The sequence below is a fragment of the Bacillus altitudinis genome (genome assembly GCF_001191605.1).
In the GTDB taxonomy this organism is placed as follows: Bacteria; Bacillota; Bacilli; order Bacillales; family Bacillaceae; genus Bacillus; species Bacillus altitudinis.
Map to the genome: position 1 here is coordinate 1,012,988 of NZ_CP009108.1, position 25,506 is coordinate 1,038,493.

26 protein-coding genes and 2 tRNA genes are annotated in these 25,506 nt (G+C 41.6%); all 28 read left to right on the forward strand.

Translation table 11 applies throughout. The features are described from left to right. Nucleotides 1-466: 466 nt before the first annotated feature. Nucleotides 467-2,467, forward strand: a complete 2,001-nt coding sequence (metG, locus tag ID12_RS05090) for a methionine--tRNA ligase (RefSeq protein ID WP_008341884.1) — start codon at nucleotides 467-469, stop codon at nucleotides 2,465-2,467. An 81-nt stretch (nucleotides 2,468-2,548) separates the two neighbouring features. Beyond that, entirely contained in the window at nucleotides 2,549-3,316 is a 768-nt protein-coding gene (locus tag ID12_RS05095; RefSeq protein WP_050826832.1) for a TatD family hydrolase, read from the forward strand. Between the two features lie 244 nt (nucleotides 3,317-3,560). After that, nucleotides 3,561-4,763, forward strand: coding sequence for a G5 and 3D domain-containing protein (locus ID12_RS05100; protein WP_017359324.1), 1,203 nt, complete (start codon nucleotides 3,561-3,563; stop codon nucleotides 4,761-4,763). Nucleotides 4,764-4,923: 160 nt separating this feature from the next. Then, complete coding sequence (gene rnmV, locus ID12_RS05105; protein WP_008341876.1) at nucleotides 4,924-5,484, forward strand: ribonuclease M5; 561 nt, start codon at nucleotides 4,924-4,926, stop codon at nucleotides 5,482-5,484. Continuing rightward, complete coding sequence (gene rsmA, locus ID12_RS05110) at nucleotides 5,477-6,355, forward strand: 16S rRNA (adenine(1518)-N(6)/adenine(1519)-N(6))-dimethyltransferase RsmA (RefSeq protein ID WP_008341873.1); 879 nt, start codon at nucleotides 5,477-5,479, stop codon at nucleotides 6,353-6,355. The genes rnmV and rsmA overlap by 8 nt, the downstream gene beginning before the upstream one ends. 134 nt (nucleotides 6,356-6,489) lie before the next feature. Then, a complete protein-coding gene (gene yabG / locus ID12_RS05115) occupies nucleotides 6,490-7,374 on the forward strand; it encodes a sporulation peptidase YabG (RefSeq protein ID WP_007496216.1) in 885 nt (294 codons plus the stop codon). A 213-nt stretch (nucleotides 7,375-7,587) separates the two neighbouring features. Beyond that, nucleotides 7,588-7,845 (forward strand): biofilm formation stimulator Veg, encoded by a 258-nt coding sequence (veg, locus tag ID12_RS05120; protein ID WP_003217979.1) that lies wholly within the window; start codon nucleotides 7,588-7,590, stop codon nucleotides 7,843-7,845. A gap of 162 nt (nucleotides 7,846-8,007) precedes the next feature. Next, nucleotides 8,008-8,193, forward strand: a complete 186-nt coding sequence (locus ID12_RS05125) for a small, acid-soluble spore protein, alpha/beta type (protein WP_017366434.1) — start codon at nucleotides 8,008-8,010, stop codon at nucleotides 8,191-8,193. 147 nt (nucleotides 8,194-8,340) lie between these two features. Then, complete coding sequence (ispE, locus tag ID12_RS05130; RefSeq protein WP_017359321.1) at nucleotides 8,341-9,210, forward strand: 4-(cytidine 5'-diphospho)-2-C-methyl-D-erythritol kinase; 870 nt, start codon at nucleotides 8,341-8,343, stop codon at nucleotides 9,208-9,210. 55 nt (nucleotides 9,211-9,265) lie between these two features. After that, on the forward strand, nucleotides 9,266-10,099 hold the full coding sequence (purR, locus tag ID12_RS05135; protein ID WP_007496210.1) for a pur operon repressor: 834 nt from the start codon (nucleotides 9,266-9,268) through the stop codon (nucleotides 10,097-10,099). A 38-nt stretch (nucleotides 10,100-10,137) separates the two neighbouring features. Next, on the forward strand, nucleotides 10,138-10,515 hold the full coding sequence (ridA, locus tag ID12_RS05140; protein ID WP_046527604.1) for a 2-iminobutanoate/2-iminopropanoate deaminase: 378 nt from the start codon (nucleotides 10,138-10,140) through the stop codon (nucleotides 10,513-10,515). A 224-nt stretch (nucleotides 10,516-10,739) separates the two neighbouring features. Further along, nucleotides 10,740-11,036, forward strand: coding sequence for a septation regulator SpoVG (gene spoVG, locus ID12_RS05145; RefSeq protein ID WP_008357439.1), 297 nt, complete (start codon nucleotides 10,740-10,742; stop codon nucleotides 11,034-11,036). 199 nt (nucleotides 11,037-11,235) lie between these two features. After that, the gene (glmU, locus tag ID12_RS05150; protein WP_017366436.1) at nucleotides 11,236-12,606 is read left to right on the forward strand and encodes a bifunctional UDP-N-acetylglucosamine diphosphorylase/glucosamine-1-phosphate N-acetyltransferase GlmU; all 1,371 of its coding nucleotides are present in this window, start codon (nucleotides 11,236-11,238) and stop codon (nucleotides 12,604-12,606) included. 22 nt (nucleotides 12,607-12,628) lie between these two features. Next, a complete protein-coding gene (locus ID12_RS05155; RefSeq protein WP_003217907.1) occupies nucleotides 12,629-13,582 on the forward strand; it encodes a ribose-phosphate diphosphokinase in 954 nt (317 codons plus the stop codon). A 138-nt stretch (nucleotides 13,583-13,720) separates the two neighbouring features. Beyond that, nucleotides 13,721-14,347, forward strand: coding sequence for a 50S ribosomal protein L25/general stress protein Ctc (locus ID12_RS05160; RefSeq protein ID WP_008341853.1), 627 nt, complete (start codon nucleotides 13,721-13,723; stop codon nucleotides 14,345-14,347). 140 nt (nucleotides 14,348-14,487) lie between these two features. Then, nucleotides 14,488-15,054 carry an aminoacyl-tRNA hydrolase gene (pth, locus tag ID12_RS05165; RefSeq protein ID WP_050826833.1) on the forward strand — a complete coding sequence of 189 codons (567 nt, stop codon included), beginning with the start codon at nucleotides 14,488-14,490 and terminating at the stop codon, nucleotides 15,052-15,054. Nucleotides 15,055-15,109: 55 nt separating this feature from the next. Continuing rightward, nucleotides 15,110-15,340 (forward strand): anti-sigma-F factor Fin, encoded by a 231-nt coding sequence (locus ID12_RS05170; protein ID WP_003217967.1) that lies wholly within the window; start codon nucleotides 15,110-15,112, stop codon nucleotides 15,338-15,340. Nucleotides 15,341-15,408: 68 nt separating this feature from the next. Beyond that, entirely contained in the window at nucleotides 15,409-18,942 is a 3,534-nt protein-coding gene (gene mfd, locus ID12_RS05175; RefSeq protein WP_050826834.1) for a transcription-repair coupling factor, read from the forward strand. A gap of 139 nt (nucleotides 18,943-19,081) precedes the next feature. Next, complete coding sequence (gene spoVT / locus ID12_RS05180) at nucleotides 19,082-19,618, forward strand: stage V sporulation protein T (RefSeq protein WP_007496196.1); 537 nt, start codon at nucleotides 19,082-19,084, stop codon at nucleotides 19,616-19,618. A gap of 201 nt (nucleotides 19,619-19,819) precedes the next feature. After that, nucleotides 19,820-21,424, forward strand: a complete 1,605-nt coding sequence (locus tag ID12_RS05185) for a putative polysaccharide biosynthesis protein (RefSeq protein WP_050826835.1) — start codon at nucleotides 19,820-19,822, stop codon at nucleotides 21,422-21,424. Beyond that, nucleotides 21,414-22,898 (forward strand): bifunctional methyltransferase/pyrophosphohydrolase YabN, encoded by a 1,485-nt coding sequence (yabN, locus tag ID12_RS05190; RefSeq protein WP_050826836.1) that lies wholly within the window; start codon nucleotides 21,414-21,416, stop codon nucleotides 22,896-22,898. Before ID12_RS05185 ends, yabN begins: the two co-directional genes overlap by 11 nt. Continuing rightward, nucleotides 22,895-23,155: an RNA-binding S4 domain-containing protein gene (locus ID12_RS05195; protein ID WP_008341839.1), complete on the forward strand. Its 261-nt coding sequence runs from the start codon at nucleotides 22,895-22,897 to the stop codon at nucleotides 23,153-23,155. Before yabN ends, ID12_RS05195 begins: the two co-directional genes overlap by 4 nt. A gap of 74 nt (nucleotides 23,156-23,229) precedes the next feature. Beyond that, entirely contained in the window at nucleotides 23,230-23,538 is a 309-nt protein-coding gene (gene yabP, locus ID12_RS05200) for a sporulation protein YabP (protein WP_007496190.1), read from the forward strand. Beyond that, on the forward strand, nucleotides 23,535-24,173 hold the full coding sequence (gene yabQ, locus ID12_RS05205; protein ID WP_017359315.1) for a spore cortex biosynthesis protein YabQ: 639 nt from the start codon (nucleotides 23,535-23,537) through the stop codon (nucleotides 24,171-24,173). Before yabP ends, yabQ begins: the two co-directional genes overlap by 4 nt. Before the next feature lie 18 nt (nucleotides 24,174-24,191). Then, nucleotides 24,192-24,566, forward strand: coding sequence for an FtsB family cell division protein (locus ID12_RS05210; RefSeq protein ID WP_007496186.1), 375 nt, complete (start codon nucleotides 24,192-24,194; stop codon nucleotides 24,564-24,566). 82 nt (nucleotides 24,567-24,648) lie between these two features. Continuing rightward, on the forward strand, nucleotides 24,649-25,047 hold the full coding sequence (locus ID12_RS05215; protein ID WP_003217901.1) for a S1 domain-containing RNA-binding protein: 399 nt from the start codon (nucleotides 24,649-24,651) through the stop codon (nucleotides 25,045-25,047). Nucleotides 25,048-25,225: 178 nt separating this feature from the next. Continuing rightward, nucleotides 25,226-25,299, forward strand: a tRNA-Met gene (locus ID12_RS05220). A gap of 25 nt (nucleotides 25,300-25,324) precedes the next feature. After that, nucleotides 25,325-25,396, forward strand: a tRNA-Glu gene (locus tag ID12_RS05225). Nucleotides 25,397-25,506: the final 110 nt, after the last annotated feature.

The window sequence follows — 25,506 nt, forward strand, 5'->3', positions numbered from 1 at the left end:
GACAAATTCCTTACATTCCTAGCATAACAAGGTTTCCATAAATCGTCAATCATTTTGTTTACTATTGTTTGTAAAATATGACTCTTAAAGTCAAAGGACCTTGAAACTACCGGTGTATAAGGATTTTTCAGAATTTATCTATAAAAATATGAAAAATGACGATAACAGATTAACAAGACTTTTGCCCTAATTTAGCCAATTGTAAATCTGGAAATAGATTTTATACGACAATATTCGACAAAATGTCGAGCGGTTTGTCGTTTTTTTCGAAAAACTCATCTTTTTCATTCATTTCATTCTGTTCTATGTATATATGCTTGATCTTAAAGGCTAAGATGGTATCATAGAGAAAGCACAAGTGCAAAACATAATGAAATGATCTGACACATTTTAATGAAGTATGATGACCGCTCTCGTCCATTGGGCGGGAGTTTTTGACATTTACACACAAGCAGGAGGTTCCGACATGCCGGAAAAGAAAAAAACGTTTTATCTGACTACACCAATTTACTATCCGAGCGGAAAATTACATATTGGACATGCTTATACGACAGTGGCAGGGGATGCCATGGCTCGTTATAAACGTCTGCAAGGCTATGATGTGATGTATTTAACGGGTACTGATGAGCACGGACAAAAAATTCAGCAAAAAGCTGAAGAACAAAATATTACACCGATTGAGTATTTAGATCCGGTCGTTGCTGACATTAAATCATTATGGAAGAAACTCGACATTTCCAACGATGATTTCATTCGTACAACGGAAAAAAGACATACGAAAATCATTGAACAAGTCTTTCAAAAGCTGCTTGATCAAGGAGATATTTATTTAGATCAATATGAGGGCTGGTACAGTATTCCTGATGAAACATTCTATACGGAAACACAGCTTGTTGATGTTGAGCGAAATGAGAAAGGGGAAGTCATTGGAGGGAAAAGCCCAGACAGTGGACACCCTGTTGAATTGATTAAAGAGGAATCATATTTCTTCCGTATGAGTAAGTATGCTGATCGCTTACTAGACTATTACGAAAAGAACCCGTCGTTCATTCAGCCTGAATCAAGAAAGAATGAAATGATTAATAACTTCATTAAACCGGGGTTAGAGGATTTAGCTGTATCAAGAACAACCTTTGATTGGGGCATTAAAGTACCTAATAATCCGAAGCACGTCATCTATGTATGGATTGATGCGTTATTCAACTACTTAACAGCGATTGGCTACGGAACCGATCAAGATGAAAAATATAAAAAATATTGGCCTGCCAACGTACACCTAGTCGGGAAAGAAATTGTACGATTCCATACAATTTACTGGCCAATTATGCTGATGGCACTTGATCTGCCGTTGCCAAAACAAATTTTTGCACATGGCTGGCTACTCATGAAAGATGGCAAAATGTCTAAATCAAAAGGGAACGTAGTAGATCCTGTTACATTAATTGATCGCTATGGTCTTGATGCTCTTCGTTATTACCTGCTACGCGAAGTACCATTTGGTGCAGACGGTGTGTTTACACCAGAAGGATTCGTGGAACGTGTAAACTATGACCTTGCCAATGATTTAGGAAACTTGCTTAATCGTACAGTGGCGATGGTGCAAAAATACTTCGACGGTACATTAAGCAGCTATAAGGGACCAGTCAATGAGTTTGATGAGGAACTAAAAGCTGTAGCTGAACAAACGGTGAAAGCCTATGAAGAAGCGATGGAAAACCTCGAATTCTCAGTGGCTCTTTCAAATGTTTGGACATTAATCAGCAGAACGAATAAATATATTGATCAAACAGCTCCTTGGGTATTAGCGAAGGATGAAACAAAACGAAAAGAACTGCATTCTGTGATGTACCATTTAGCAGAATCACTTCGAATCACAGCTGTATTGTTAACACCATTCTTAACAAAAACACCTGAGAAAATCTTCTTCCAGCTTGGAATTGAAGAAGAGAAACTCAAAAGCTGGGAAAGCATTCTTTCTTTCGGTGCGATTCAAAAAGCGACGGTACAAAAAGGTGAGCCATTGTTCCCTCGTTTAGAAGTTGAAGAAGAAGTGGCATACATTAAAGAGAAGATGCAGGGAAGTGCGCCTAAGGTAGAAGAAGAGACAGTTGAAATAGAAGAAACTGAATTACCTGAGCTGGGTGCCGAAATCGCCTTCGATGATTTTTCGAAAGTTGACCTTCGTGTAGCACAAGTATTGGAAGCAGCACCAGTGAAAAAAGCTGATCGTCTCTTAAAGCTTCAGCTTGATTTTGGATTTGAAAAGAGACAAATTGTCTCAGGGATTGCCAAGCATTATCAACCAGAAGAATTGGTAGGGAAGAAGCTCGTCTGCGTAGCGAATCTCACACCAGTTAAACTAAGAGGGGAAATTTCCCAGGGAATGATTTTAACTGGAGAAACTGGTGGTAAATTGCAGGTTCTTGAAGTAGATCAATCTCTAGCAAATGGAACAAAAATTTTATAATTCAACAAAGGTGTTCCACGTGTAACATTTCGTCGAACACCTTTTGTTTTTCAGAAGAATTGTCGAAAGGAGCAATCAACCATGTTATTTGATACACATGCCCACTTAAATGCTGAACAATATAATGAAGACTTAGAGCAGGTGATTGAAAGAGCCAAAAGTGAAAAGGTAGAGAAGATTGTGGTGGTCGGGTTTGATCGTCCAACCATTACGAGAGCGATGGAGCTAATTGAAGCATATGATTTTATGTATGCAGCCATCGGCTGGCATCCTGTTGATGCCATTGATATGACAGATGAAGATTTGGCTTGGATCAAAGAATTATCTCAGCATGAAAAGGTTGTTGCCATTGGAGAAATGGGTCTAGATTACTATTGGGACAAGTCGCCAAAAGATGTGCAAAAAGAAGTCTTTAGACGTCAAATTGCTCTTGCGAAAGAAGTGAATCTGCCAATTATCATTCATAACCGTGACGCTACGGAAGATGTAGTGACGATCTTAAAAGAAGAAGGAGCGGCAGAAGTTGGAGGAATTATGCACTGCTTTACTGGCAGCCTCGAAATTGCAAAAGCGTGTATGGAAATGAACTTTTATATCTCATTTGGTGGACCTGTGACATTTAAAAATGCAAAAAAACCAAAGGAAGTTGTAAAGGATATTCCAAGTGATCGTCTGTTGATTGAAACAGACTGTCCATATTTAACTCCAGCGCCATTTAGAGGGAAACGGAATGAGCCGAGCTATGTGAAATATATCGCAGAACAAATTGCTGAATTGCGAGAAATGAGCTTTGAAGAGCTTGCTGCATTGACAACAGAAAATGCGAAAAAAGTTTTCCGTATAAACTGACAGTATATGATGTCAATCCTTGTTTAAGCTTGTCCAATTGTGAAACATAACGAAAAAGTTCTACACCTTTGCGCCTCCTCATAGGATAAGTTGTCGATAAGTCTTTCTTCCCTTCCTTCCAAAAATCTCCCATAATAGGTTTACAATCGAGCATTTTTGTACAGTGGGTGGAAGGGTTGACAGGTTTTGAGATACTCTATATAATCTCTCCGAGGAGAAGGAGGCGTTTTTCATCGTACAAAAAATGAAAAATCTGTTTTCTGTCAAGCTAGGAAAAGGCAAGGTTTTATTTCTAGTCGCTTGCTTGCTTTTAGCTGGAACTGGGACGGCTTACGGTGCGCATGAGCTCACTAAGCAGTCTATTACCATTTCAATCAATGGCAAAGAGAAGACAATTCGTACACATGAAGAGACAGTAGCACAGCTGCTTTCAGACCTTGGAATAAGGACCAGGGCGGAGGATCATATCTCTCCAAGTCTAAATACAAAGATTCAAGACAACATGAACATTGTGTATGATGCGGCTATACCGGTTCATCTCACCCTAGATGGGAAAGAGAAAACGATATGGACAACAGATCAGACGGTTGGAGCATTATTGAAGAATGAGAAGATAGATATTGGGAAGCACGATCAAGTAACTCCAGGAAAGAATGACAAGATTAAAAAGAATATGGATCTTGTGGTTCAGCAGGCCTTCCAGGTCAGCTTAAACGATGGAGGAAAGGATAAGAAAGTGTGGACCACTTCGACTACGGTCGCTGACTTTTTAAAGCAACAAGAGCTGAAGCTCAAGAAGCACGATAAGATCAAACCTGCGTTACATAGTCACCTTTCTAAAAAAAGCGCAGATGTGAAGATCACTCGGGTGGAAAAAGTCACCGATGTAGTGGAAGAGAAAATTGCTTTTGATACCAAACATAAAAAGGATCGATCTCTTGAAAAAGGAAAAGAGAAGGTGCTTGAAAAAGGTGAAGAAGGTAAATTAAAGAAGCACTATGCCATTGTGAAAGAAAACGGCAAAGTGGTGTCTAAAGAATTAATTAAAGAGGTTACTGCAAAAGACAGTAAGGATCGTTTAGTGGCCGTTGGTACACAAGTGTCCAAGAAGGAACCTAAAGCGTCACCTGCGGTTTCAAGAAGTAATGAATCTTCAGGAAAAGAGTTCTATGTGACGTCTACAGCCTATACAGCGAGCTGTGCTGGATGTACGGGCAGAACGTCTACAGGCTTTAATTTAAAAGCAAATCCAGGTGCAAAGGTCATAGCAGTAGATCCGAGTGTCATTCCGCTGGGCTCTAAAGTGTATGTGGAAGGCTATGGGTATGCCGTTGCATCAGACACTGGATCTGCTATAAAAGGGAATAAAATTGATGTGTTCGTCCCAAGTAAGTCGGCAGCTTATCAATGGGGAAATAAACGAGTGAAAATTAGAGTGCTCAAATAAACACATCAAATCATTTATATGAACAGAGGGCTTTGCGCACCCTCTGTTTTTTTGGTTATAATAGAAGCACTGTTTTCTAATTAATTAGACGCAAAAGCAGCATGGAAGGTTTCATTTTTTGACAAAAAAATGTAGATTGTTTTTGCAAGCGGAGGAATACATGAAAATCAAAGAAATCATTGTGGTGGAGGGTCGTGACGACACTGCTAGAGTAAAGATGGCAGTTGATGCAGATACGATTGAAACGAATGGATCTGCCATTGGCGATACAGTCATTCAACAAGTGCGTCTTGCTCAGGAGACGAGGGGGGTTATCATTTTAACTGATCCTGATTTCCCTGGGGAAAAGATCCGTAAAACCATCGCAGAGGCTGTCCCTGGCTGTAAGCACGCCTTTTTACCAAAACACCTTGCGAAAGCGAAGCGGGACAAAGGAATTGGTGTTGAGCATGCTTCCTTGGATAGTATTCGAGAATGCCTTGCTCATGTCCATGAGGAAATGGAAGAATCAGAAAGCGAGATTACGTTAGACGATTTATTTGACGCAGGCCTTATCGGAGGCGAAGCATCAAAACGCCGCCGCGAACGATTAGGTGTGCTTTTAAATATAGGATATACAAATGCGAAGCAGCTGCAAAAGCGTCTTCACATGTTCCAAATAACGAAAGAGGATTTTATTGCGGCCTTAAAGACCGTCATGCAGGAGGAAGCCGATGAATAAAGATATTGCGACGCCCATCAGAACGAAGGAAATACTGAAGAAGTACGGTTTCTCTTTTAAAAAGAGCTTAGGGCAAAACTTTTTAATTGATACGAATATTTTAGATCGCATTGTCGATCATGCAGAGATTACGGATGAGACAGGTGTGATTGAAATTGGCCCTGGTATCGGTGCGTTGACTGAACAGCTCGCTAAACGGGCAAAGAAAGTCACGGCTTTTGAAATCGACCAGCGCCTATTGCCGATTTTAAACGATACGCTTTCTCCATACGATAATGTCACCATTATACATCAAGACGTATTGAAGGCAGATGTAAGAAAGGTGATTGAAGAACAGTTTGCTGACTGTAAAGAAGTAATGGTCGTAGCAAACCTTCCTTACTATGTGACGACACCAATTATTATGAAATTGCTTGAAGAAAACCTTCCATTGAAAGGAATCGTTGTCATGCTGCAAAAAGAAGTAGCAGATCGCATGGCTGCTGTTCCTTCATCAAAAGAATACAACTCTTTGTCGATTGCAGTGCAATTTTATACAGAAGCGAAGACGGTCATGGTTGTGCCGAAAACGGTTTTCGTCCCACAACCAAATGTGGATTCAGCGGTAATCAAACTAACTGTTCGTGAAACGCCTGCGGTCTCAGTAGACAATGATACGTTTTTCTTTCAACTGATTCGTGCGAGTTTTGGCCAGCGCCGGAAGACATTGATGAATAATTTGATGAACAATCTGCCAGATGGCAAGAAACATAAAGCGATCATTGAAGAAGCCCTTGTAACAGCTGAGGTTGATGGGAAACGCCGTGGTGAATCATTATCAATCGATGAATTTGCCCGTTTGTCCAATGTTTTACACAAAGCCCTTTCATAAGGGCTTTTTTCTTTTGGTTTTCACCACTTCATCTGTTCAGGCATAGGCTAGAAAGAACAACACACCTGAAAGAAGAACAAGTGTAGCGTAAGACGATACCAACAGGATAAGAGCCTGATTGTGGAGTGAAAAGCATGCAATTTCAAATAGGAGATATGGTGACGAGGGCATCCTATCAGATGGATATTATGTTTCGTATCATTCGAATTGATGAGACAGACCAGCACGAAGCCACCGCCATTTTGCATGGGAATGAAGTGAGGCTGATCGCCGATGCGAAGATGTCAGATTTGGTCTTGATTCAAAAAGAGGAGCAACTGACAAGAGAGAAAGACGATGAACGGAAAATTAACGAATCGCTCGACTTACTCAGGCAAGATTATCAGCTGCTTCGTGAAAAACAAGAGTATTATACGTCTGGACAATATCAGCATCAGGAGCAGTATTTTCATATGCCCGGAAAGGTTCTGCATTTAGATGGAGATGCTTCATACTTAAAGAAATGCTTAGATGTATATGAAAGAATTGGTGTACCTGTGTATGGTGTGCATTGCCACGAGAAGAAAATGCCAAGCATGATTGATTCATTAATTGATCAATACCGGCCTGATATTTTGGTCATCACAGGACATGATGCGTATTCTAAACAAAAGGGCGGTGTACACGATATCGGTGCATATCGTCATTCTCGTCATTTCGTTGAAACGGTTCAAAAGGCAAGAAGGAAGGTTCCGCATTTAGATCAGCTCGTGATCTTTGCAGGTGCCTGCCAATCTCATTTTGAATCATTAATTCAAGCAGGTGCTAATTTTGCAAGCTCACCCTCACGTGTCAACATTCATGCACTTGACCCCGTCTATATTGTTGCCAAGATCAGCTTCACTCCATTTGTAGATCGAATCAACGTGTGGGATGTGCTCCGAAATACACTGACGAGAGAAAAAGGTCTCGGAGGGATTGAAACAAGGGGTGTTTTAAGGGTAGGTATGCCATATAAAAGAGACCATGAATCGACATAACCCGACTGATTTCAGTCTGGTTTTTTTTATGCTCAAAAAGAAATTTCATATGAATACATAATTCACCGGAATTTGAGAAAAATAGGGAGGAGAAAAGGTAGAAGTTTGTCAAAATTATTTTGTTGACAATGGCTCGTGTTGGTTGATATAATTTAATTTTTATTTGACAAAAATGGGCCGTTGTTGTATAATTATCTCAGTGAGGTGGATGCAATGGCGAAGACTTTGTCCGACATCAAAAGATCGCTTGATGGTAACTTAGGTAAACGTTTGACGTTAAAGGCTAACGGAGGCCGCCGAAAAACAATTGAGCGTTCGGGCATTTTAGCTGAAACGTACCCTTCTGTTTTTGTGATTCAATTAGATCAAGATGAGAATTCGTTTGAAAGAGTTTCTTACAGTTATGCAGATATACTGACTGAGACGGTCGAATTAACGTTCGATGATACCGCTAGCTCAGTCGCCTATTAATGGGCAGTGAACTTTTTGTTTACTGCTTTTTGTTTTGCCTTTTTTTCTGTATGGGAGGCTGTCCATTATTTGAAAGGGGTAAAAGGCGGGAATCGATGCAAAATAAGAAAGCCACAAAGGAGTGGCGATGATTCGAATTCTCGACCAAAGGGGCTGTTTCGTTTGGGTAGACGCCGAGGCATTATGTCAGATGAGTTCAAATACGAGCTGGCGAAGGATCTTGGATTTTATGATACCGTCAAAAATGGAGGCTGGGGAGAGATTCGTGCGCGTGACGCAGGAAATATGGTCAAACGTGCCATTGAATTAGCTCAACAGCACATGGCTCAAGAAGAGAATCAACGATAAAGAAATGATCAGGGATACCTCGGGTGTCTCTGGTCTTTTTTGCTTGAAAAAGTGAGTGTGCTGGGGGCAAAAGCCAATATTCATCAGATCCATCAAATGTGATACAATATTGATACTTATGTTTAGATGGAGAAGTAGGTGAAATGTTTGCGTATTTTAGAAAAAGCACCGGCAAAAATTAATCTCTCACTTGATGTTCATGGAAAAAGACCGGATGGATACCACGAAGTGGAGATGGTGATGACAACAATAGATCTTGCAGATCGACTAGAGCTGACGGAGCTGGACAAAGACGAAATCCGTGTATCATCTCATAATCGTTTTGTGCCAGATGATCAACGGAATTTGGCTTATCAGGCAGCTAAATTATTAAAAACAAGATTCGGTATTCAAAAAGGCGTATCGATTGTCATCACAAAAGCAATTCCCGTCGCAGCAGGTTTAGCTGGAGGCAGCAGTGATGCCGCAGCAGCGCTTCGCGGCTTAAACCGTTTGTGGAAGTTAAATCTCACGTTAGATGAACTAGCTGAGCTTGGAGCGGAGATCGGCTCAGATGTCTCTTTTTGTGTACACGGAGGGACGGCGCTAGCGACAGGACGTGGAGAGAAACTAAAGCATATTGCGACACCGCCGCATTGCTGGGTGATTTTAGCGAAGCCGGTGATAGGGGTATCTACAGCTGAGGTCTACAGACAATATGACGCAAGCAAAGTAGAACACCCAAATGTACAGCGTATGATTGAAGCAATTGAAGCGAAAGATTATAAAGAGATGTGCGGCTCACTCGGTAACGTGTTGGAATCTGTGACATTAAAGATGTATCCGGAAGTCGATATGATTAAGAGACAGATGAAGCGTTTCGGAGCAGATGCTGTATTAATGAGCGGCAGCGGGCCAACTGTATTTGGCTTGATTCAATATGAATCGAAGGTACAAAGAATATATAACGGACTGAGAGGATTTTGTGATCAGGTTTACGCTGTCCGCATGATCGGCGAACAAAATACCCTTGATTAAATCCGTATATTAAGTTATATTATTCATAAATTATTCGGGTTCTGGGGGTAAGTTCATGAAGTTTCGTCGAAGCGGCAGATTGGTGGACTTAACAAATTATTTGTTAACCCACCCGCACGTACTAGTACCTTTAACTTTTTTTGCAGAGCGATATCAATCTGCGAAGTCCTCTATTAGTGAAGACTTAACGATTATCAAACAGACCTTCGAACAGCAGGGAATAGGGACTTTACTTACTGTACCTGGCGCTGCTGGCGGAGTGAAATATATTCCAAAGATTCATCTAAAAGAAGCAGACGAAGTCGTCAACGATATCGGAGAGGCATTATCAACTCCTGAACGTGTGCTTCCTGGCGGTTATTTATATTTAACTGATGTTTTAGGCAATCCATCGATTCTTGCGAAAATCGGTAAGCTTTTTGCGACCATTTTTTCGGATCGACCGATTGATGTTGTCATGACTGTTGCGACGAAAGGTATTCCGATTGCCTATTCTGTTGCAGGTTATTTAAATGTGCCTGTTGTGATCGTTAGAAAAGATAATAAGGTAACTGAAGGATCAACTGTGAGTATTAATTATGCATCAGGTTCTTCTAACCGAATTCAAACCATGTCACTTGCAAAGCGGAGCTTAGATAAAGGATCCAATGTGTTGATTATTGATGACTTTATGAAAGCAGGCGGAACCATTAATGGCATGATGAATCTTCTAGAGGAATTTAATGCAAATGTTGCAGGGATCGGTGTTTTATTAGAAGATGAAGGCGTAGATGAACGTCTAGTCGATGAATATGTATCACTTTTAAAGCTTTCAACCATTGATATGAAGCAGAAAATCATTGAGATTAATGAAGGCAATTTCCACGAGTTTTTTCATTCGAAAGCTTAAGCTTTGATCAAACATGTATTTGAATGGGAGAGATTGATATGACAAAAGTTGTTCAAACCAAAAACGCGCCAGCAGCCATTGGACCTTACTCTCAAGGGGTTATCGTCAATAACATGTTTTACAGCTCAGGGCAGATTCCGTTAACGCCAGCTGGAGATTTTGTGAATGGAGATATTAAAGAACAAACACATCAAGTGTTTCATAATCTTAAAGCCGTCCTTGAAGCAGCGGGTGCTTCCTTTGAAACAGTCGTGAAAGCAACGGTTTTCATTAAAGATATGGAACAATTCGCTGAAGTGAATGAAGTGTACGGTGAATACTTCCATACACATAAGCCAGCTCGTTCATGTGTAGAAGTAGCCAGACTTCCAAAAGATGCACTTGTAGAAATTGAAGTTGTGGCATTAGTGAAATAAACAGGCCATCTCTTTAGAGACCGTTTGGTTTCATTATATGTATGAAAAGGCATCGTCATGATGTCTTTTTTCACGCAACCGATGTAAGCGTCGTCATTAAAATGACAAAAAATGTATAAATATCCCGATATTTCAAAAAAAGTTTAAAAAAAGAGCAGGAGAATCACCACAATCGTTGAATACCTAATTAATGCTTTTATATTGGGAAAAGGTGGTGAACTACTGTGGAAGTTACTGACGTAAGATTACGCCGCGTGAATACCGATGGTCGCATGAGGGCGATTGCATCCATCACGCTGGACCACGAATTTGTTGTTCATGATATTCGTGTGATTGATGGAAATAATGGGTTGTTTGTTGCAATGCCTAGCAAACGCACGCCTGATGGAGAGTTTCGTGATATTGCACATCCGATTAACTCAAGCACTCGGGGTAAAATCCAAGATGCTGTTTTAAATGAATATCATCGCTTAGGCGAAGAAGAAGAAACAATTGAATATGAAGAAGCTGGAGCTTCTTAATCATATGTGAATCCAAAAAGACAGCTTTAAGGGAAAATGGAATGTTTTCTTTTAAATGCTGTCTTTTTTGCGTTTTTCCTCATGATTCTTCTAGGTTTCAACCATTAGAAAATTAATGTACTTCCTCTTGTATCCTTGAAATCAGTCCTTATTTAGGATATATTTTTCTATGGATAATAGGGATATTGGAGGCCAATCAATGGATAAGCGGTTCGCAGTGATTTTAGCAGCGGGAAAAGGAACAAGAATGAAGTCAAAGTTATACAAAGTACTTCATCCAGTTTGCGGAAAGCCAATGGTCGAGCATGTGGCAGATCAAGCGTTAAAGCTATCTTTAGCCAAGCTTGTGACGATTGTCGGCCATGGAGCAGAGGACGTCAAGAAGCAACTTGGGGACAGAAGTGAATATGCACTTCAAGAAGAACAGCTGGGAACAGCACATGCCGTCAAACAAGCTAAATCGTTCCTCGCGCAGGAAAAGGGAACAACCATTGTCATTTGTGGAGATACACCATTATTGACAGCGGAAACAATGGAAGCCATGTTAAGCGAGCATCAAAAACAACAAGCAAAAGTGACGATTTTGACAGCACACGCGGATGATCCAACAGGTTATGGACGTATTCTTCGTGATGAAACAGGTGCTGTAGTAAAAATCGTCGAGCATAAAGATGCAAATGATGCTGAACGTCAAGTGAATGAAATTAATACTGGAACCTATTGCTTTTCAAATGAAGATCTCTTCCGTGTGATTGAGCAAGTGTCAAATGAAAATGCACAAGGTGAATACTATTTGCCAGATGTCATTGAAATTCTAAAGAATGAAGGGCAGACGGTTGCAGCGTATCAAACACCGCATTTTGAAGAAACACTTGGAGTCAATGATCGTATCGCTCTATCACAAGCAGAGCAATTCATGAAGCGACGTATTAATCATCAGCATATGAAGAATGGTGTAACCTTGATTGATCCTGAGAACACGTATATCTCGCCAGATGCAGTCATCGGTGAAGATACAATGATTTATCCTGGGACGGTCATCAAAGGGAATGTAAAGATTGGTGCAGATGCCACAATCGGTCCGAACACTGAAATTGTTGATAGCGTAATTGGAGATCGGACAGTCATTAAGCAGTCTGTTGTCTGCGATAGTGAAGTTGGGGTAGATGTGACAATTGGACCGTTTGCTCATATTCGCCCGTTGTCGAAAATTGGCGATGAAGTGAAGATCGGGAATTTTGTCGAAATCAAGAAAACAGTTTTCGGTGACCGAAGCAAAGCGTCTCATCTAAGTTATATTGGAGATGCAGAGGTCGGAACGGATGTAAACCTTGGTTGTGGATCCATTACAGTTAATTATGATGGGAAGAACAAATTCTTAACGAAGATTGAAGATGGCGCATTTATTGGCTGCAATTCAAATCTCGTTGCACCAGTCACTGTCGGAAAAGGGGCATATGTTGCAGCCGGTTCAACGGTTACAGAAGATGTACCGCAGGATGCATTGTCTATTGCTAGAGCAAGACAAGTCAATAAAGAAGATTATGTGAAAAATATTCATAAAAAATAATCCAAATACCCGGAGGTTTACCATGTCTAATCGTTATGCTGATGCGAATTTAAAGATATTCTCTTTGAATTCAAACCCTGAACTTGCCAAAGAAATTGCCGATCGTATCGGAGTTGATGTAGGAAAGAGCTCTGTTAAACGTTTTAGTGACGGTGAAGTCCAAATCAATATTGAAGAAAGTATCCGCGGCTGTGATTGTTATGTTATTCAATCTACTAGTGCGCCAGTCAATGAGCACATTATGGAGCTACTCATTATGGTAGATGCACTAAAACGCGCTTCTGCGAAAACGGTCAATATTGTCATCCCTTATTACGGATATGCACGTCAAGATCGTAAGGCAAAACCTCGTGAGCCAATCACGGCGAAGCTGTTTGCGAACTTACTTGAAACAGCAGGTGCTACACGTGTCATTGCACTTGATCTTCATGCGCCGCAAATCCAAGGTTTCTTTGATATTCCAATCGATAACTTAATGGCTGTGCCAATCTTAACAAACTATTTCGAACAGAAAAACTTGAATGATATCGTTGTTGTGTCTCCTGACCACGGTGGTGTTACGCGTGCGCGCAAAATGGCGGACCGCCTGAAAGCACCAATCGCAATTATCGACAAACGCCGTCCAAAGCCAAACGTGGCTGAAGTGATGAACATCATCGGGAACATTGAAGGTAAAACGGCGATTCTCATCGATGATATCATTGACACAGCTGGTACGATTACACTTGCTGCAAATGCACTTGTGGAAAATGGAGCGGCTGAAGTCTATGCTTGTTGTACTCACCCAGTATTGTCTGGACCAGCAGTAGAACGTATTACAAACTCTAAAATTAAAGAATTAGTTGTGACAAACAGTATTCACTTAACAGATGACAAGAAAGTTGGAAAATTCATTCCGCTTTCAGTTGGGCCTTTGCTTGCAGAAGCCATCATCCGTGTACATGAAGAAGAATCTGTGAGCTACCTTTTCAGCTAATTTTCTGATTGAAAAAGGCCCTAGGCATCAGCTTGGGGTCTTTTTGCTGTGATAAATGAACGGCAAGCATGTTTAAAATGATTCAGTTATGGGTATTTATGAAAGTAGTGACAAAAAAGAAATAGGATGGTGCTGAATATGGCAACTTTAAAAGCAAATAAAAGAACTGATTTCAAACGTTCCACACTGCAAAAAATCCGTCATTCAGGACACGTTCCTGGTGTCATATACGGAAAAAATACAGACAACCTGGCTGTTTCATTAGACAGCATTGATTTATTAAAGACATTACGTGATGAAGGAAAAAACACAATCATCACATTAGACGTTGGCGGTGAAACAAAATCTGTGATGGTGACAGAACTGCAAACAGATCCGTTGAAAAATGAGCTTGTCCACGCTGATTTCCAAGTGGTCGACTTGCAGCGAGAAATTGACGCAGATGTACCTGTACAACTCATTGGCGAATCCAAAGGGGTAAAGGATGGCGGTGTGCTTCAGCAACCACTATTTGAGCTATCCATTACAGCGAAACCAAAGGATATCCCGCAAAATATTGAAGCTGATATTACAAATTTAGAAGTAAATGACGTACTAACAGTTGGTGATCTGTCTGTTCAGTCTACGTATCAAATTAATAATGATCCAGAAGAAGTTGTTGCTTCGATCTTACCGCCTCAGCAATCAGAGGTTCCAGAGCCAGATAGTGAAGAGGAAACGCAAGAGCCTGAGGCCATTAAAGAAAAAGATGATAGCGAAGAATAACTGGTCAATTAGAGACGTAACCCTCCCGCGGTTACGTCTTTTGTGCTAGAATGAAAAGAATTCATACGTTTTGCATGAGGCAATCACATTGGCTCATTTTTTAGGCGTGTGCATGTGCGACAAAGGAGGTTATTGGTTTCATGATTGCGTTCGTTGGATTGGGTAATCCAGGAAAAGAATATGAAAAAACAAGACATAACGTCGGGTTTATGACAATAGATGAACTATCAAAAAAATGGGACATCCCATTAAATCAATCAAAATTCCATGGACAATATGGAACTGGGTTTGTTTCGGGGCAAAAGGTTCTACTTGTGAAGCCTCTTACATATATGAACTTATCAGGGGAATGTGTGCGTCCGCTGATGGATTACTATGATATTCCCCTTGAACATTTGAAGGTCATCTATGATGATCTTGATTTGCCAACGGGCCGGATTCGTTTGCGTACAAAAGGAAGTGCAGGCGGACATAACGGAATCAAATCGTTGATTCAGCATTTAGGTTCACCTGAGTTTGACCGATTCCGTATCGGCATTGGCCGTCCACAAAACGGCATGAAGGTCGTCGATTACGTACTAGGACGCTTCTCAGAGGAAGAACAGCCTGATATCTTATCTGCTATTCAAGCATCTGTTGAAGCTTGTGAAGCGGCTTTAACAAAGCCATTTTTAGAAGTGATGAATGATTTTAACAAGAAGGTATAAGAATGATAAGCAAAGCACATACTGATCATAAAATCTCAGCATGGGAGGATCACGTATGGCTTTGCACTATTACTGCCGGCACTGTGGTGTAAAGGTTGGCAGTCTAGATGAATCCGCTGTCCAAAGTGAAGCACTTGGATTTCATCACTTAACAAATGAGGAAAGAAACGATATGATTTCTTATAGGGAAAATGGTGATTTACATGTACAAACCATTTGTGAGGATTGCCAAGAGGCGCTCGAAAGAAATCCTGATTACCATCAGTATCATACTTTTATTCAATAAAAAAGCTTTGGTGTAGATATTAGACCAAAGCGTTTTTCTGTTTTAAACAAGCAGGGAGGAGGAGCCAAATGAAAAACATACAATCATTTATCAAACAAAGTGATGATTTTCAGTCCATTTTTAACGGACTAAAAGAAGGGTTAAAAGAACAGCTGCTCGCCGGACTATCAGGCTCCGTCAGATCTTTATTTACAGCCGCCATATCAGACGAATTAAAGCGTCCGATGTTTATTGTGACACACAACTTATATCAAGCGCAGAAGGTCACAGATGATCTAGCAAGTGTGATGCCAGATCGCTCGGTCCTTCTTTATCCTGTCAATGAACTCATTGCATCTGAGATTGCTGTAGCAAGCCCTGAGCTTAGAGCGCAGCGTCTTGATGTATTGAATCGTCTCGCGAATGGAGAAAATCCGATTGTCGTGACCCCAGCAGCTGCAGTGCGTAGAATGCTTCCTCCTGTTGAGCTCTGGAAGGAGAGTCAGATCCATTTAAAGGTTGGTGAAGAAATTGATTTGGAGGCGTTTTCAAAACAACTCGTGCAAATCGGTTATGACCGGACGTCCATGGTCGCTGCGCCCGGAGACTTTAGTGTGCGCGGAGGAATCATTGACATTTATGCGTTAACGGAAGACCACCCGATCCGTATAGAGCTGTTTGATACAGAAGTGGATTCTATTCGGTCCTTCCACTCTGACACGCAGCGTTCATTGGAAACACTTCAAGAAATCAAGATTGGCCCGGCGAAAGAGCTGATTGTAAGAGGGCCTGAACGAGTGAGAGCGATTGAACAGCTTGACGAAGGTCTTGCCAGTAGCTTAAAGAAATTCAACTCGGATAAACAAAAAGAACTGCTCCATCAGAATATTTCTGCTGATCGTGAGAAGCTGCTAGAAGGTATTGTGACACAAGAAATGACGAAGTATCTGTCCTATTTCTATGAAAAGCCTGCTAGTTTGCTAGATTATACATCGCAGGATACGATTATCATTCTAGATGAAATCAGCAGAATTCAGGAGATGGAAGAACAGCTTGAACAGGAAGAAGCAGATTGGACAATTAGTCTGCTGGAAGAAGGGAATATTCTGCATGATCTAGCCCTTTCCTTCCCATTTCAAGAGCTGTTCAATCAGCAATCGAGATCGATTCTGTACTATTCCTTATTTTTGAGACATGTTCAGCAGACCAATCCGCAAAATATCGTCAATGTATCTAGTAAGCAAATGCAGAATTTCCACGGCCAGATGAATGTGCTTGCAAGTGAAATTGAACGCTACAAAAAGCAGAATTATACGGTTGTCTTTTTAGGTGCGGATGAAGAGCGGACAGAGAAGTTGTCATCTGTCTTGCATGATTATGACATTGAAGCAGCTCTTGCTAAACCTGATGCTGAGCTTGTCAGCGGGCAAGTATATATTTTACAAGGTGAGCTTCAAACCGGTTTTGAACTACCTTTATCCAAAATTGCTGTCATTACAGAGGGTGAACTTTTCAAGAAACGTGTGAAGAAGCAGGCACGTAAGCAAAAGCTGACAAACGCAGAGCGAATCAAAAGCTATTCAGAACTGCAAGTGGGCGATTATGTGGTGCACATTAACCACGGGATCGGTAAGTATTTAGGAATTGAAACGCTTGAAATTGGCGGCATTCATAAAGATTATTTAAATATTCATTATCAAGGAAGCGACAAGCTTTATGTCCCTGTTGAACAAATTGATCAGGTGCAGAAGTATGTAGGGTCAGAAGGAAAAGAACCAAAGCTATACAAACTAGGCGGCAGCGACTGGAAACGTGTGAAGAAAAAAGTAGAATCATCTGTGCAGGACATTGCAGATGATCTGATTAAGCTGTACGCAGAACGTGAAGCAAGCAAAGGGTATGCCTTCTCGCCTGACCATGAGATGCAGCGCCAGTTTGAATCTGCATTCCCTTACCAAGAAACAGATGATCAAATTCGCTCGATTCATGAAATCAAGCAAGACATGGAGCGGGAGCGCCCGATGGATCGTCTGCTTTGTGGAGATGTGGGCTATGGAAAAACAGAGGTGGCGATTCGAGCGGCCTTCAAAGCCATTGCTGACGGGAAGCAGGTGGCACTGCTTGTACCAACAACGATCTTAGCGCAGCAGCATTTTGACACGATTATGGACAGATTCCAAGACTATCCTGTTAAAATCGCTCAGCTTAGCCGCTTCCGTACACGAAAAGAAACAACAGAAACCTTAAAAGGGCTGAAAAATGGAACGATTGATATGGTCATTGGGACGCATCGTCTTCTTTCAAAAGACATTGTGTACAAGGATTTAGGACTGTTAATTATCGATGAAGAGCAGCGCTTCGGTGTGACGCATAAAGAGAAAATTAAGCAAATGAAAGCCAATATTGATGTGCTGACGTTAACGGCAACGCCAATTCCTCGTACGCTTCATATGTCGATGCTTGGCGTACGTGACTTATCTGTTATTGAAACACCACCTGAGAACCGTTTCCCAGTTCAAACCTATGTTGTCGAGTACAATGGTGCGTTAGTTAGAGAAGCTATTGAGCGAGAACTGGCAAGAGGCGGTCAAGTGTACTTCCTTTATAACCGAGTGGAGGATATTGAACGAAAAGCAGATGAAATCTCGATGCTTGTTCCAGACGCAAAAGTAAGCTACGCACACGGGAAAATGAGTGAGAACGAGCTGGAATCCGTGATGATTAATTTCCTAGAAGGTGAATCGGATGTACTCGTTAGTACAACCATTATCGAAACGGGCGTAGACATACCAAATGTGAACACGCTCATTGTTCATGATGCTGATAAAATGGGGCTTTCGCAGCTGTACCAGTTAAGAGGACGAGTTGGGCGCTCGAATCGTGTGGCCTATGCTTATTTCACTTATCGAAAAGACAAAGTGCTTTCTGAAGTAGCTGAGAAAAGACTTCAAGCTATTAAAGAATTCACCGAGCTCGGATCAGGCTTTAAGATTGCGATGCGTGACTTAACGATTCGAGGAGCAGGGAACTTACTTGGTGCACAGCAGCATGGATTTATTGATTCTGTTGGCTTCGACCTTTACTCTCAAATGCTGAAAGAAGCCATTGAAGAAAGAAGAGGCGATACGACTGCTCAAGAAAAATTTGAGCCGGAAATTGACCTCAAAATTGACGCCTACATTCCAGATAGCTATATTTCTGATGGCAAACAAAAGATCGAGATGTATAAACAGTTTAGAGCGATTGGATCAATAGAAGAGCGGAAAGAGCTTCAGGATGAAATGATTGACCGATTCGGAGAATATCCGCAAGAAGTGGCTGATTTGTTCACGATTGCGACGATGAAGGTGTACGCTGTGCAGGAACGTGTCGAGTTGATCAAGATGGAGAAAGGCATTGTTAGACTCACTCTCGATGAAAAAGCAAGCAGCGACATCGATGGTCAAAAATTATTTGAGCTTGGCAGTCAATATGGACGTGATATCGGTCTTGGCATGGAAGGCAGCAAGCTGATTATTTCTGTCCAAACAAAAGGCAAGAAAACGGAGGAGTGGCTTGAAGTCGTTCTTCGTATGCTTCGAGGTCTTCAAGATGTGAAAAAAGAAACCATTCCATCTTCATAAAATTTTGTTGGTCTCTCGTGTATATTACGTTTGATGTGACAGATACTAAACTCAGGGTCAAGTGGTGAATGTTGCATAAAGTGGACGCTTTTGTTCCATTCACCCAACACATCATCAAACGAAAGAGAGGCAGCAGTGAATGAAAGCAACTGGAATTGTACGCCGCATCGATGATCTAGGTAGAGTGGTTATACCGAAGGAGATTCGCAGAACATTGCGCATCCGGGAAGGAGATCCGCTTGAGATTTTCGTCGACCGCGATGGAGAAGTGATTTTGAAGAAGTATTCACCGATTAGTGAGCTAGGAGACTTTGCGAAGGAATATGCTGATGCTTTATTCGACAGTTTGGGTCATTCTATCCTCATCTGTGATCGTGATACGTATATTGCTGTATCCGGCAGTTCAAAAAAAGAGTACTTAAACAAATCCATTAGTGATTTACTTGAACGAACAATGGATCAGCGTAATTCTGTATTAGAGGACAGCAAGAAAGAAATTCAGCTTGTGGATGGTATTGATGATGATGTATCAGCTTATACCATTGCACCTATTGTTGCAAACGGAGATCCAATTGGCGCCGTCGTCTTATTTTCTAAAGAGCGTTCAATGGGAGAAGTGGAGCATAAAGCGGCGGAAACGGCAGCTGGCTTCTTAGCCCGTCAAATGGAACATTAGGTCTAATAATTCTTCATTTTGATAAAACGAAAGAATGCCGATGAAATCATCTGATTTTGTCGGCGTTTTTTATATGGAATGAAACAAAATAATGAATGTATCGTCTACTCCTTAGAAAGAAACGGCTTGCCAGTCACGTATGATATAATGAGTGCGTTTAAATGCAGGTTTATTTTTTGATTGAACATAAAGGAGTCATCCATGAAAAATGCTGTAAATCAGCCGCATTGGCTTTTCCAAGGTGCGGTGATTTTAACCATCGCAGGCTTGTTATCAAAGGTACTGAGTGCCGTATATCGTGTCCCTTTTCAAAATATCGTAGGAGACACAGGTTTTTATATTTATCAGCAGGTCTATCCCTTTCTTGGCATTGCGATCATGCTTGGCACCACTGGTTTTCCTGTGATGGTGTCCAAGCTCCTGAGCGAGCATGGTGAGGAGAATCGCCGAATCATTACAAAGGTATCCTTGGTGTATATCACTTTGCTGAGCTTGGTCTTATTTCTTTGTTTATACATAGGAGCAGGCACAATTGCGAATCTCATGGCGGACAGTCAATTAATGTTGCTCATCCAGATGAGTTCGTTTGTGTTTTTGTTTCTGCCGCTTACCGTGATGCTGAGGGGTGTTTTTCAGAGTGATGGGCTGATGCTCCCCACTGCGGTCTCTCAATTGGCTGAGCAGCTCATCAGAGTAGGCGTCCTGCTTGTTTTATCTTTCTATTTTGTGAGACATGGCTATTCGCTTTATGAAACAGGAGCGGGTGCGGTGTTCTCTTCTATAGCTGGAAGTGCGGCTTCACTCATTTTGCTTCTTTTCCTTTGGCTGACCTATCGGAAGCGGTCGTCAGCGAGCAAGACATTAAAACAGGCTACACTGCGGAAAAAAAATGTGCTGAAGAGTTTGGTGCTGTATACATTGACGATTTGTGTGAGTGGATTGCTGATCCTATGGATGCAAATGATCGATGCTTTTCACCTGTATGCGCTACTGCGCAGTGAGGGACTGAGTGAAGCAGCTGCAAAGGCGGCAAAAGGCGTATATGACCGAGGTCAGCCGTTCCTGCAGCTCGGGACGGTGTTTGCAATTAGTATTGGAACGTCTCTTGTTCCGTTTTTGTCGTCGGCCTTAAGAAAAGGGCAGCATGAAGCAATTCGTGAAAAAGTACGTACATCGTTTAAGGCAACATCGGTGCTGGGGATTGGTTCAGCTGTCGGGCTTATATGTATTTTATCGTCTGTGAACATTATGCTTTTTCGTAATGATTTAGGGACAGATGCGCTGCAAATATTTTGCATATCCATTGCCTTCACATCAATGGCGATTACGCAAACCGCTTTACTTCAGGGTCTGGGACATACCGTGTATCCGGCTGTCGTAGTCCTGATTAGTGTACTGGTGAAATGGGGGCTGACGCTGGCTCTTGTCCCGTTAATCGGCATTTATGGAGCCGCATGGTCGACTGTTTGTGGGTTTCTCGCCGCCGCTACGCTCAATGCGGTGTATTTGAAGAATAAAGGGTGGATTTCAATAAGAGAGCTATTCCCAGTGAAAATTCTTTTATCAGCAGCATTCATGGCTGTCGTTTTAATTGGATATCAGGCATTGTTTTCTTGGGTCATTCCCTTTGAGAAACGTCCGTTTTCTGTTTTAGAGAGCCTGACTTCAGTTTTTATTGGTGGTTTCGCCTTTTTATATAGTATTCTTAAGCTAGACGTATTTACGGAAGAGGAATGGAGACTCATTCCATTAGGAGAAAAGATTTTATATTTTAAACAGATGAGAGGGAATCGAAATGGCAGGTAAGATTACAGTCGTTGGTCTTGGGGCAGGCGACATGGATCAGCTGACGCTCGGTGTATATAAGCAGCTGAAGCAGGCGAAAGAAGTATACATGAGAACGCAGGATCATCCACTCACCGCAGAATTGATGCAGGAGGTCCCGTCTCTGACCTTTTTTGATGAGATATATGAAAAGCATGATCAGTTTGATGCAGTGTATGAGGAAATCACAGACATTCTCTTCCAAGAGGCTGCGGAGAAAGATATTGTGTATGCAGTACCAGGTCACCCGTTTGTGGCGGAAAAGACAGTGCAGCTTCTTGTTTCACAACAGAAGAAGCGCGGGGTTGAGGTGTACGTGGCTGGTGGACAAAGCTTTTTGGATGCGACGTTTAATTCCTTACAGATTGACCCAATCGAAGGGCTTCAATTCGTTGACGCAGGGGATATGAGAGCGGATGATCTGAAGTTGACCCAGCATGTGCTGATCTGTCAGGTATATGATCAGATGACAGCCTCGAATGTGAAGCTGACCCTCATGGAAAAGCTACCTGACGATTATGAAGTCTTTATCGTAACGGCAGCTGGAAGCAGTCAGGAGCAGATTACAGGTGTTCCTTTATTTGAACTTGATCGAGATGTGTCGATAAATAACTTAACGAGTGTTTATGTACCTCCCATTCAAGATGAAAAGCTGCTCTATCAGCAATTTGACACTTTCCGCGAAGTCATTCGTACATTAAGAGGTCCTGGCGGCTGTCCTTGGGATCAAAAACAAACGAATGAGTCGCTCAAACCATATTTAATTGAAGAATGTTATGAGCTGCTGGAAGCCATAGATGAAGACGATCCAGATCATATGGTTGAAGAACTCGGAGATGTACTGCTTCAAGTTTTACTCCATGCCCAAATTGGTGAAGATGATGGTTACTTCTCAATGGATGACGTCATCCAGCATGTCACAGAAAAAATGATTCGACGACATCCGCATGTGTTTGGTGATACGGATGTGTCTGAAGCATCAGATGTCGTCGCCAACTGGGAAAAAATCAAGCAGCAGGAAAAACCGGAGCGTGCAGCTTCTATTTTGCAATCCATTCCAACGACTCTTCCAGCTTTAACAAAAGCCTATAAGCTCCAAAAGAAAGCAGCAAAAGTGGGCTTCGACTGGACAGAAGTAGAGGATATTTGGAACAAATACGAAGAAGAAAAGCAGGAATTCCTTGTGGAAGTGGCAGATAAGACGGGTGAAGGTGCAACAAAGCAAATGAAGGATGAATTTGGGGATCTTTTGTTTGTTCTCGTCAACATTGGAAGATTTTATCATCTAGAGCCTGAAACCGCCCTCTCTTCTGCAAACACAAAATTCATGCGGCGCTTTCAGCATATTGAACAAAAAGCAAAGGACATAGGGCGTTCACTAGAGGACTTGACCTTAGAAGAAATGGACGATCTGTGGAACGATGCCAAACGCATAGAAAGAGGTGAACACACATGAGACTAGATAAATTCTTAAAAGTGTCTCGTTTAATCAAAAGAAGAACATTGGCAAAAGAAGTAGCCGATCAAGGGAGAATTTCCATTAATGGCACGCAGGCGAAAGCCAGCTCTGACGTGAAAGAAGGGGACGAGCTTCAAATTCGTTTTGGCCAAAAGCTTGTGACTGTTCAAGTCAACGAGTTAAAAGACACAACGAAAAAAGAAGAAGCTGCTGGCATGTATACCGTGCTAAAAGAAGAAAAAACAGCAGAATAGGGCTTGTTCTAAATGTCCCGCCTGTCACATACAATGCAGTAACAATGCAAGTATGAGATATGGGGGATGTATAAATGAATCAATATTATAATCAACCTCAAGGCACGAAGTTGTCATCAGAAGCCGAGCATCATGTCACAATGCGCAACAGAAAGCATTTAGATATTACCGGGGTCAAACAGGTCGAGAGCTTTGATAATGAAGAATTTCTGCTTGAGACTGTCATGGGAGTCCTCGCCATTCGCGGAGAAAATCTGCAAATGAAAAACTTAGATGTAGAAAAGGGCGTTGTGTCCATTAAAGGGCGTGTCTTTGACTTAATCTATGTAGATGAGCAGCACGGGGAGAAAGCTAAAGGATTTTTTAGCAAGCTGTTTAAATGACACTGACGGTCCAGTTTTATACGATGCTTTCGATGGCGGCGATGGGCATCTGGCTGGGCGCATCGCTGGATACGTACAAGCTGTTTGTGAACCGGGAAAAAACAGCAAAATGGCTGCTGGTCATTCACGACCTCCTTTTTTGGGTGGTGCAGGGTCTCTTATTCTTTTATGTCCTGCTGCTGACCAATGAGGGAGAATTCAGGCTTTATATTTTTCTAGCTGTTGCTCTAGGTTTCTCGATGTACCAGGCATTGATGAAACAGCTGTATATGAACATCCTCAAGTTTGTGATGAGGTGTATTTATCAGACTGTTCTCGTCCTGAAAAGGCTGATCATGTCGATGGTTTTCCAGCCCATTCGCTGGATCGTCGGTTTGATCATAAGTGCTCTTCTGTTCTTGTTCCACTCGCTCTTACGCCTTGTTCGTTTTGCGTTTCGACTCGTGTGGAAGGTGCTGTATATTGTTTGTTATCCGCTTATTTGGTTACTCAATGTGACCATTATTCATCGAATTCCCGAAAAATGGCGAACATCAATGAGGTTGTTTTTCTCAAAAGGAGCAGGAATTTTACAAGGGATCAAGAAATTATCTCGTACCATGAAAACGAAATGGAAACAATTCTGGACAAAGTAAGAGAGGAGGCCTTCATCCTTGAACGAGAGAAAAAGAAATATCGCACAAATTCAAAATGATTATCAAAAACAAATGGAACAGCAAGCGCAGCGCCTAAAACGCAAACGCCGGGGACTCCTTAGAAGGCTTACCGTGTTTGGAGTCATTGTGCTCATGTTTGCTGTTTTGGTAACAAGTGCCCTCTGGTCGCAATCGTCTGCATTGAAAGAAAAAGAAGAGAAGAAGGTTGCGCTTGAAAAAGAATTGAAGCAATTACAAACAAAGCAGGAAGATATTTCTGATGAAATCAAAAAGCTGAAAAGCAAAGAATACGTACTCGAACTGGCACGACGGGACTATTATATGTCTAAAAAAGGCGAAAAAATCTTTGATGTGGGCAATAAGAGCGATTAGCCTTGTTGACACTTAAAATTCAGTTTATGTATAATTGAACAAATGAGATTTTTTTATAAGTCTAAGGAGGAGCACTTTTTTTATGTCGATTGAAGTTGGCAGCAAGTTACAAGGGAAAGTTACGGGCATTACAAATTTTGGAGCTTTTGTGGAGTTGCCAGGCGGTTCAACTGGTCTCGTTCATATCAGTGAGGTAGCCGATAACTATGTAAAAGATATTAATGAGCATTTAAAAGTCGGTGAACAAGTTGAAGTGAAAGTGATTAACGTTGAAAAAGACGGTAAAATCGGCTTGTCCATTAAAAAAGCAAAAGATCGTCCTCAACAACAACAATCAAGACCGAGCAGAAATGATTTCCGTCCGAAGGAATCGTTTGAGCAAAAAATGAACAAATTCTTAAAAGATAGCGAAGATCGCTTAACATCTTTAAAACGTAACACGGAATCAAAACGTGGGGGGCGCGGAGCAAGAAGAGGTTAACTTGTTGCTGCTTTCTATATATTTTTCACAACAAAGCATCTGCTGTTTAGCGGGTGCTTTTTTTAATACAAATTCAACGTTTTTTGTGCATTTGCCATTTAATTTAAAACTTTCTATTGACGGACAAGCGAATCCTTTGTATTATAGTTCTTGTGCTTCTTAGCGCATTTTACATTATGGCGGTGTAGCTCAGCTGGCTAGAGCGTACGGTTCATACCCGTGAGGTCGGGGGTTCGATCCCCTCCGCCGCTATCCTTTTAAAAAGAACAATAAGCAAGGCCCGTTGGTCAAGCGGTTAAGACACCGCCCTTTCACGGCGGTAACACGGGTTCGAATCCCGTACGGGTCATCTTCAAAACAGCTTTCTATAGGAAAGCTGTTTTTTTTTGTGCTTTCGTAAAATTCTGATGAAAGACATCGACTTTCAAGAAAGTATGCATCTTTGGCAAATAAAGCGTC

What these genes read in the sequence shown, in the direction of transcription:
- ID12_RS05185 (WP_050826835.1), top strand. Translation starts at nt 19,820, where the DNA reads ATGAAAAATGCTGTAAATCAGCCGCATTGGCTTTTCCAAGGTGCGGTG.
- yabG (WP_007496216.1), top strand. Translation starts at nt 6,490, where the DNA reads ATGCAATTTCAAATAGGAGATATGGTGACGAGGGCATCCTATCAGATG.
- ID12_RS05170 (WP_003217967.1), top strand. Translation starts at nt 15,110, where the DNA reads ATGGCTTTGCACTATTACTGCCGGCACTGTGGTGTAAAGGTTGGCAGT.
- ID12_RS05160 (WP_008341853.1), top strand. Translation starts at nt 13,721, where the DNA reads ATGGCAACTTTAAAAGCAAATAAAAGAACTGATTTCAAACGTTCCACA.
- purR (WP_007496210.1), top strand. Translation starts at nt 9,266, where the DNA reads ATGAAGTTTCGTCGAAGCGGCAGATTGGTGGACTTAACAAATTATTTG.
- spoVT (WP_007496196.1), top strand. Translation starts at nt 19,082, where the DNA reads ATGAAAGCAACTGGAATTGTACGCCGCATCGATGATCTAGGTAGAGTG.
- rsmA (WP_008341873.1), top strand. Translation starts at nt 5,477, where the DNA reads ATGAATAAAGATATTGCGACGCCCATCAGAACGAAGGAAATACTGAAG.
- yabP (WP_007496190.1), top strand. Translation starts at nt 23,230, where the DNA reads ATGAATCAATATTATAATCAACCTCAAGGCACGAAGTTGTCATCAGAA.
- metG (WP_008341884.1), top strand. Translation starts at nt 467, where the DNA reads ATGCCGGAAAAGAAAAAAACGTTTTATCTGACTACACCAATTTACTAT.
- rnmV (WP_008341876.1), top strand. Translation starts at nt 4,924, where the DNA reads ATGAAAATCAAAGAAATCATTGTGGTGGAGGGTCGTGACGACACTGCT.
- ID12_RS05095 (WP_050826832.1), top strand. Translation starts at nt 2,549, where the DNA reads ATGTTATTTGATACACATGCCCACTTAAATGCTGAACAATATAATGAA.
- ridA (WP_046527604.1), top strand. Translation starts at nt 10,138, where the DNA reads ATGACAAAAGTTGTTCAAACCAAAAACGCGCCAGCAGCCATTGGACCT.
- glmU (WP_017366436.1), top strand. Translation starts at nt 11,236, where the DNA reads ATGGATAAGCGGTTCGCAGTGATTTTAGCAGCGGGAAAAGGAACAAGA.
- ID12_RS05215 (WP_003217901.1), top strand. Translation starts at nt 24,649, where the DNA reads ATGTCGATTGAAGTTGGCAGCAAGTTACAAGGGAAAGTTACGGGCATT.
- pth (WP_050826833.1), top strand. Translation starts at nt 14,488, where the DNA reads ATGATTGCGTTCGTTGGATTGGGTAATCCAGGAAAAGAATATGAAAAA.
- ID12_RS05195 (WP_008341839.1), top strand. Translation starts at nt 22,895, where the DNA reads ATGAGACTAGATAAATTCTTAAAAGTGTCTCGTTTAATCAAAAGAAGA.
- ID12_RS05155 (WP_003217907.1), top strand. Translation starts at nt 12,629, where the DNA reads ATGTCTAATCGTTATGCTGATGCGAATTTAAAGATATTCTCTTTGAAT.
- yabN (WP_050826836.1), top strand. Translation starts at nt 21,414, where the DNA reads ATGGCAGGTAAGATTACAGTCGTTGGTCTTGGGGCAGGCGACATGGAT.
- yabQ (WP_017359315.1), top strand. Translation starts at nt 23,535, where the DNA reads ATGACACTGACGGTCCAGTTTTATACGATGCTTTCGATGGCGGCGATG.
- mfd (WP_050826834.1), top strand. Translation starts at nt 15,409, where the DNA reads ATGAAAAACATACAATCATTTATCAAACAAAGTGATGATTTTCAGTCC.
- veg (WP_003217979.1), top strand. Translation starts at nt 7,588, where the DNA reads ATGGCGAAGACTTTGTCCGACATCAAAAGATCGCTTGATGGTAACTTA.
- ID12_RS05100 (WP_017359324.1), top strand. Translation starts at nt 3,561, where the DNA reads ATGAAAAATCTGTTTTCTGTCAAGCTAGGAAAAGGCAAGGTTTTATTT.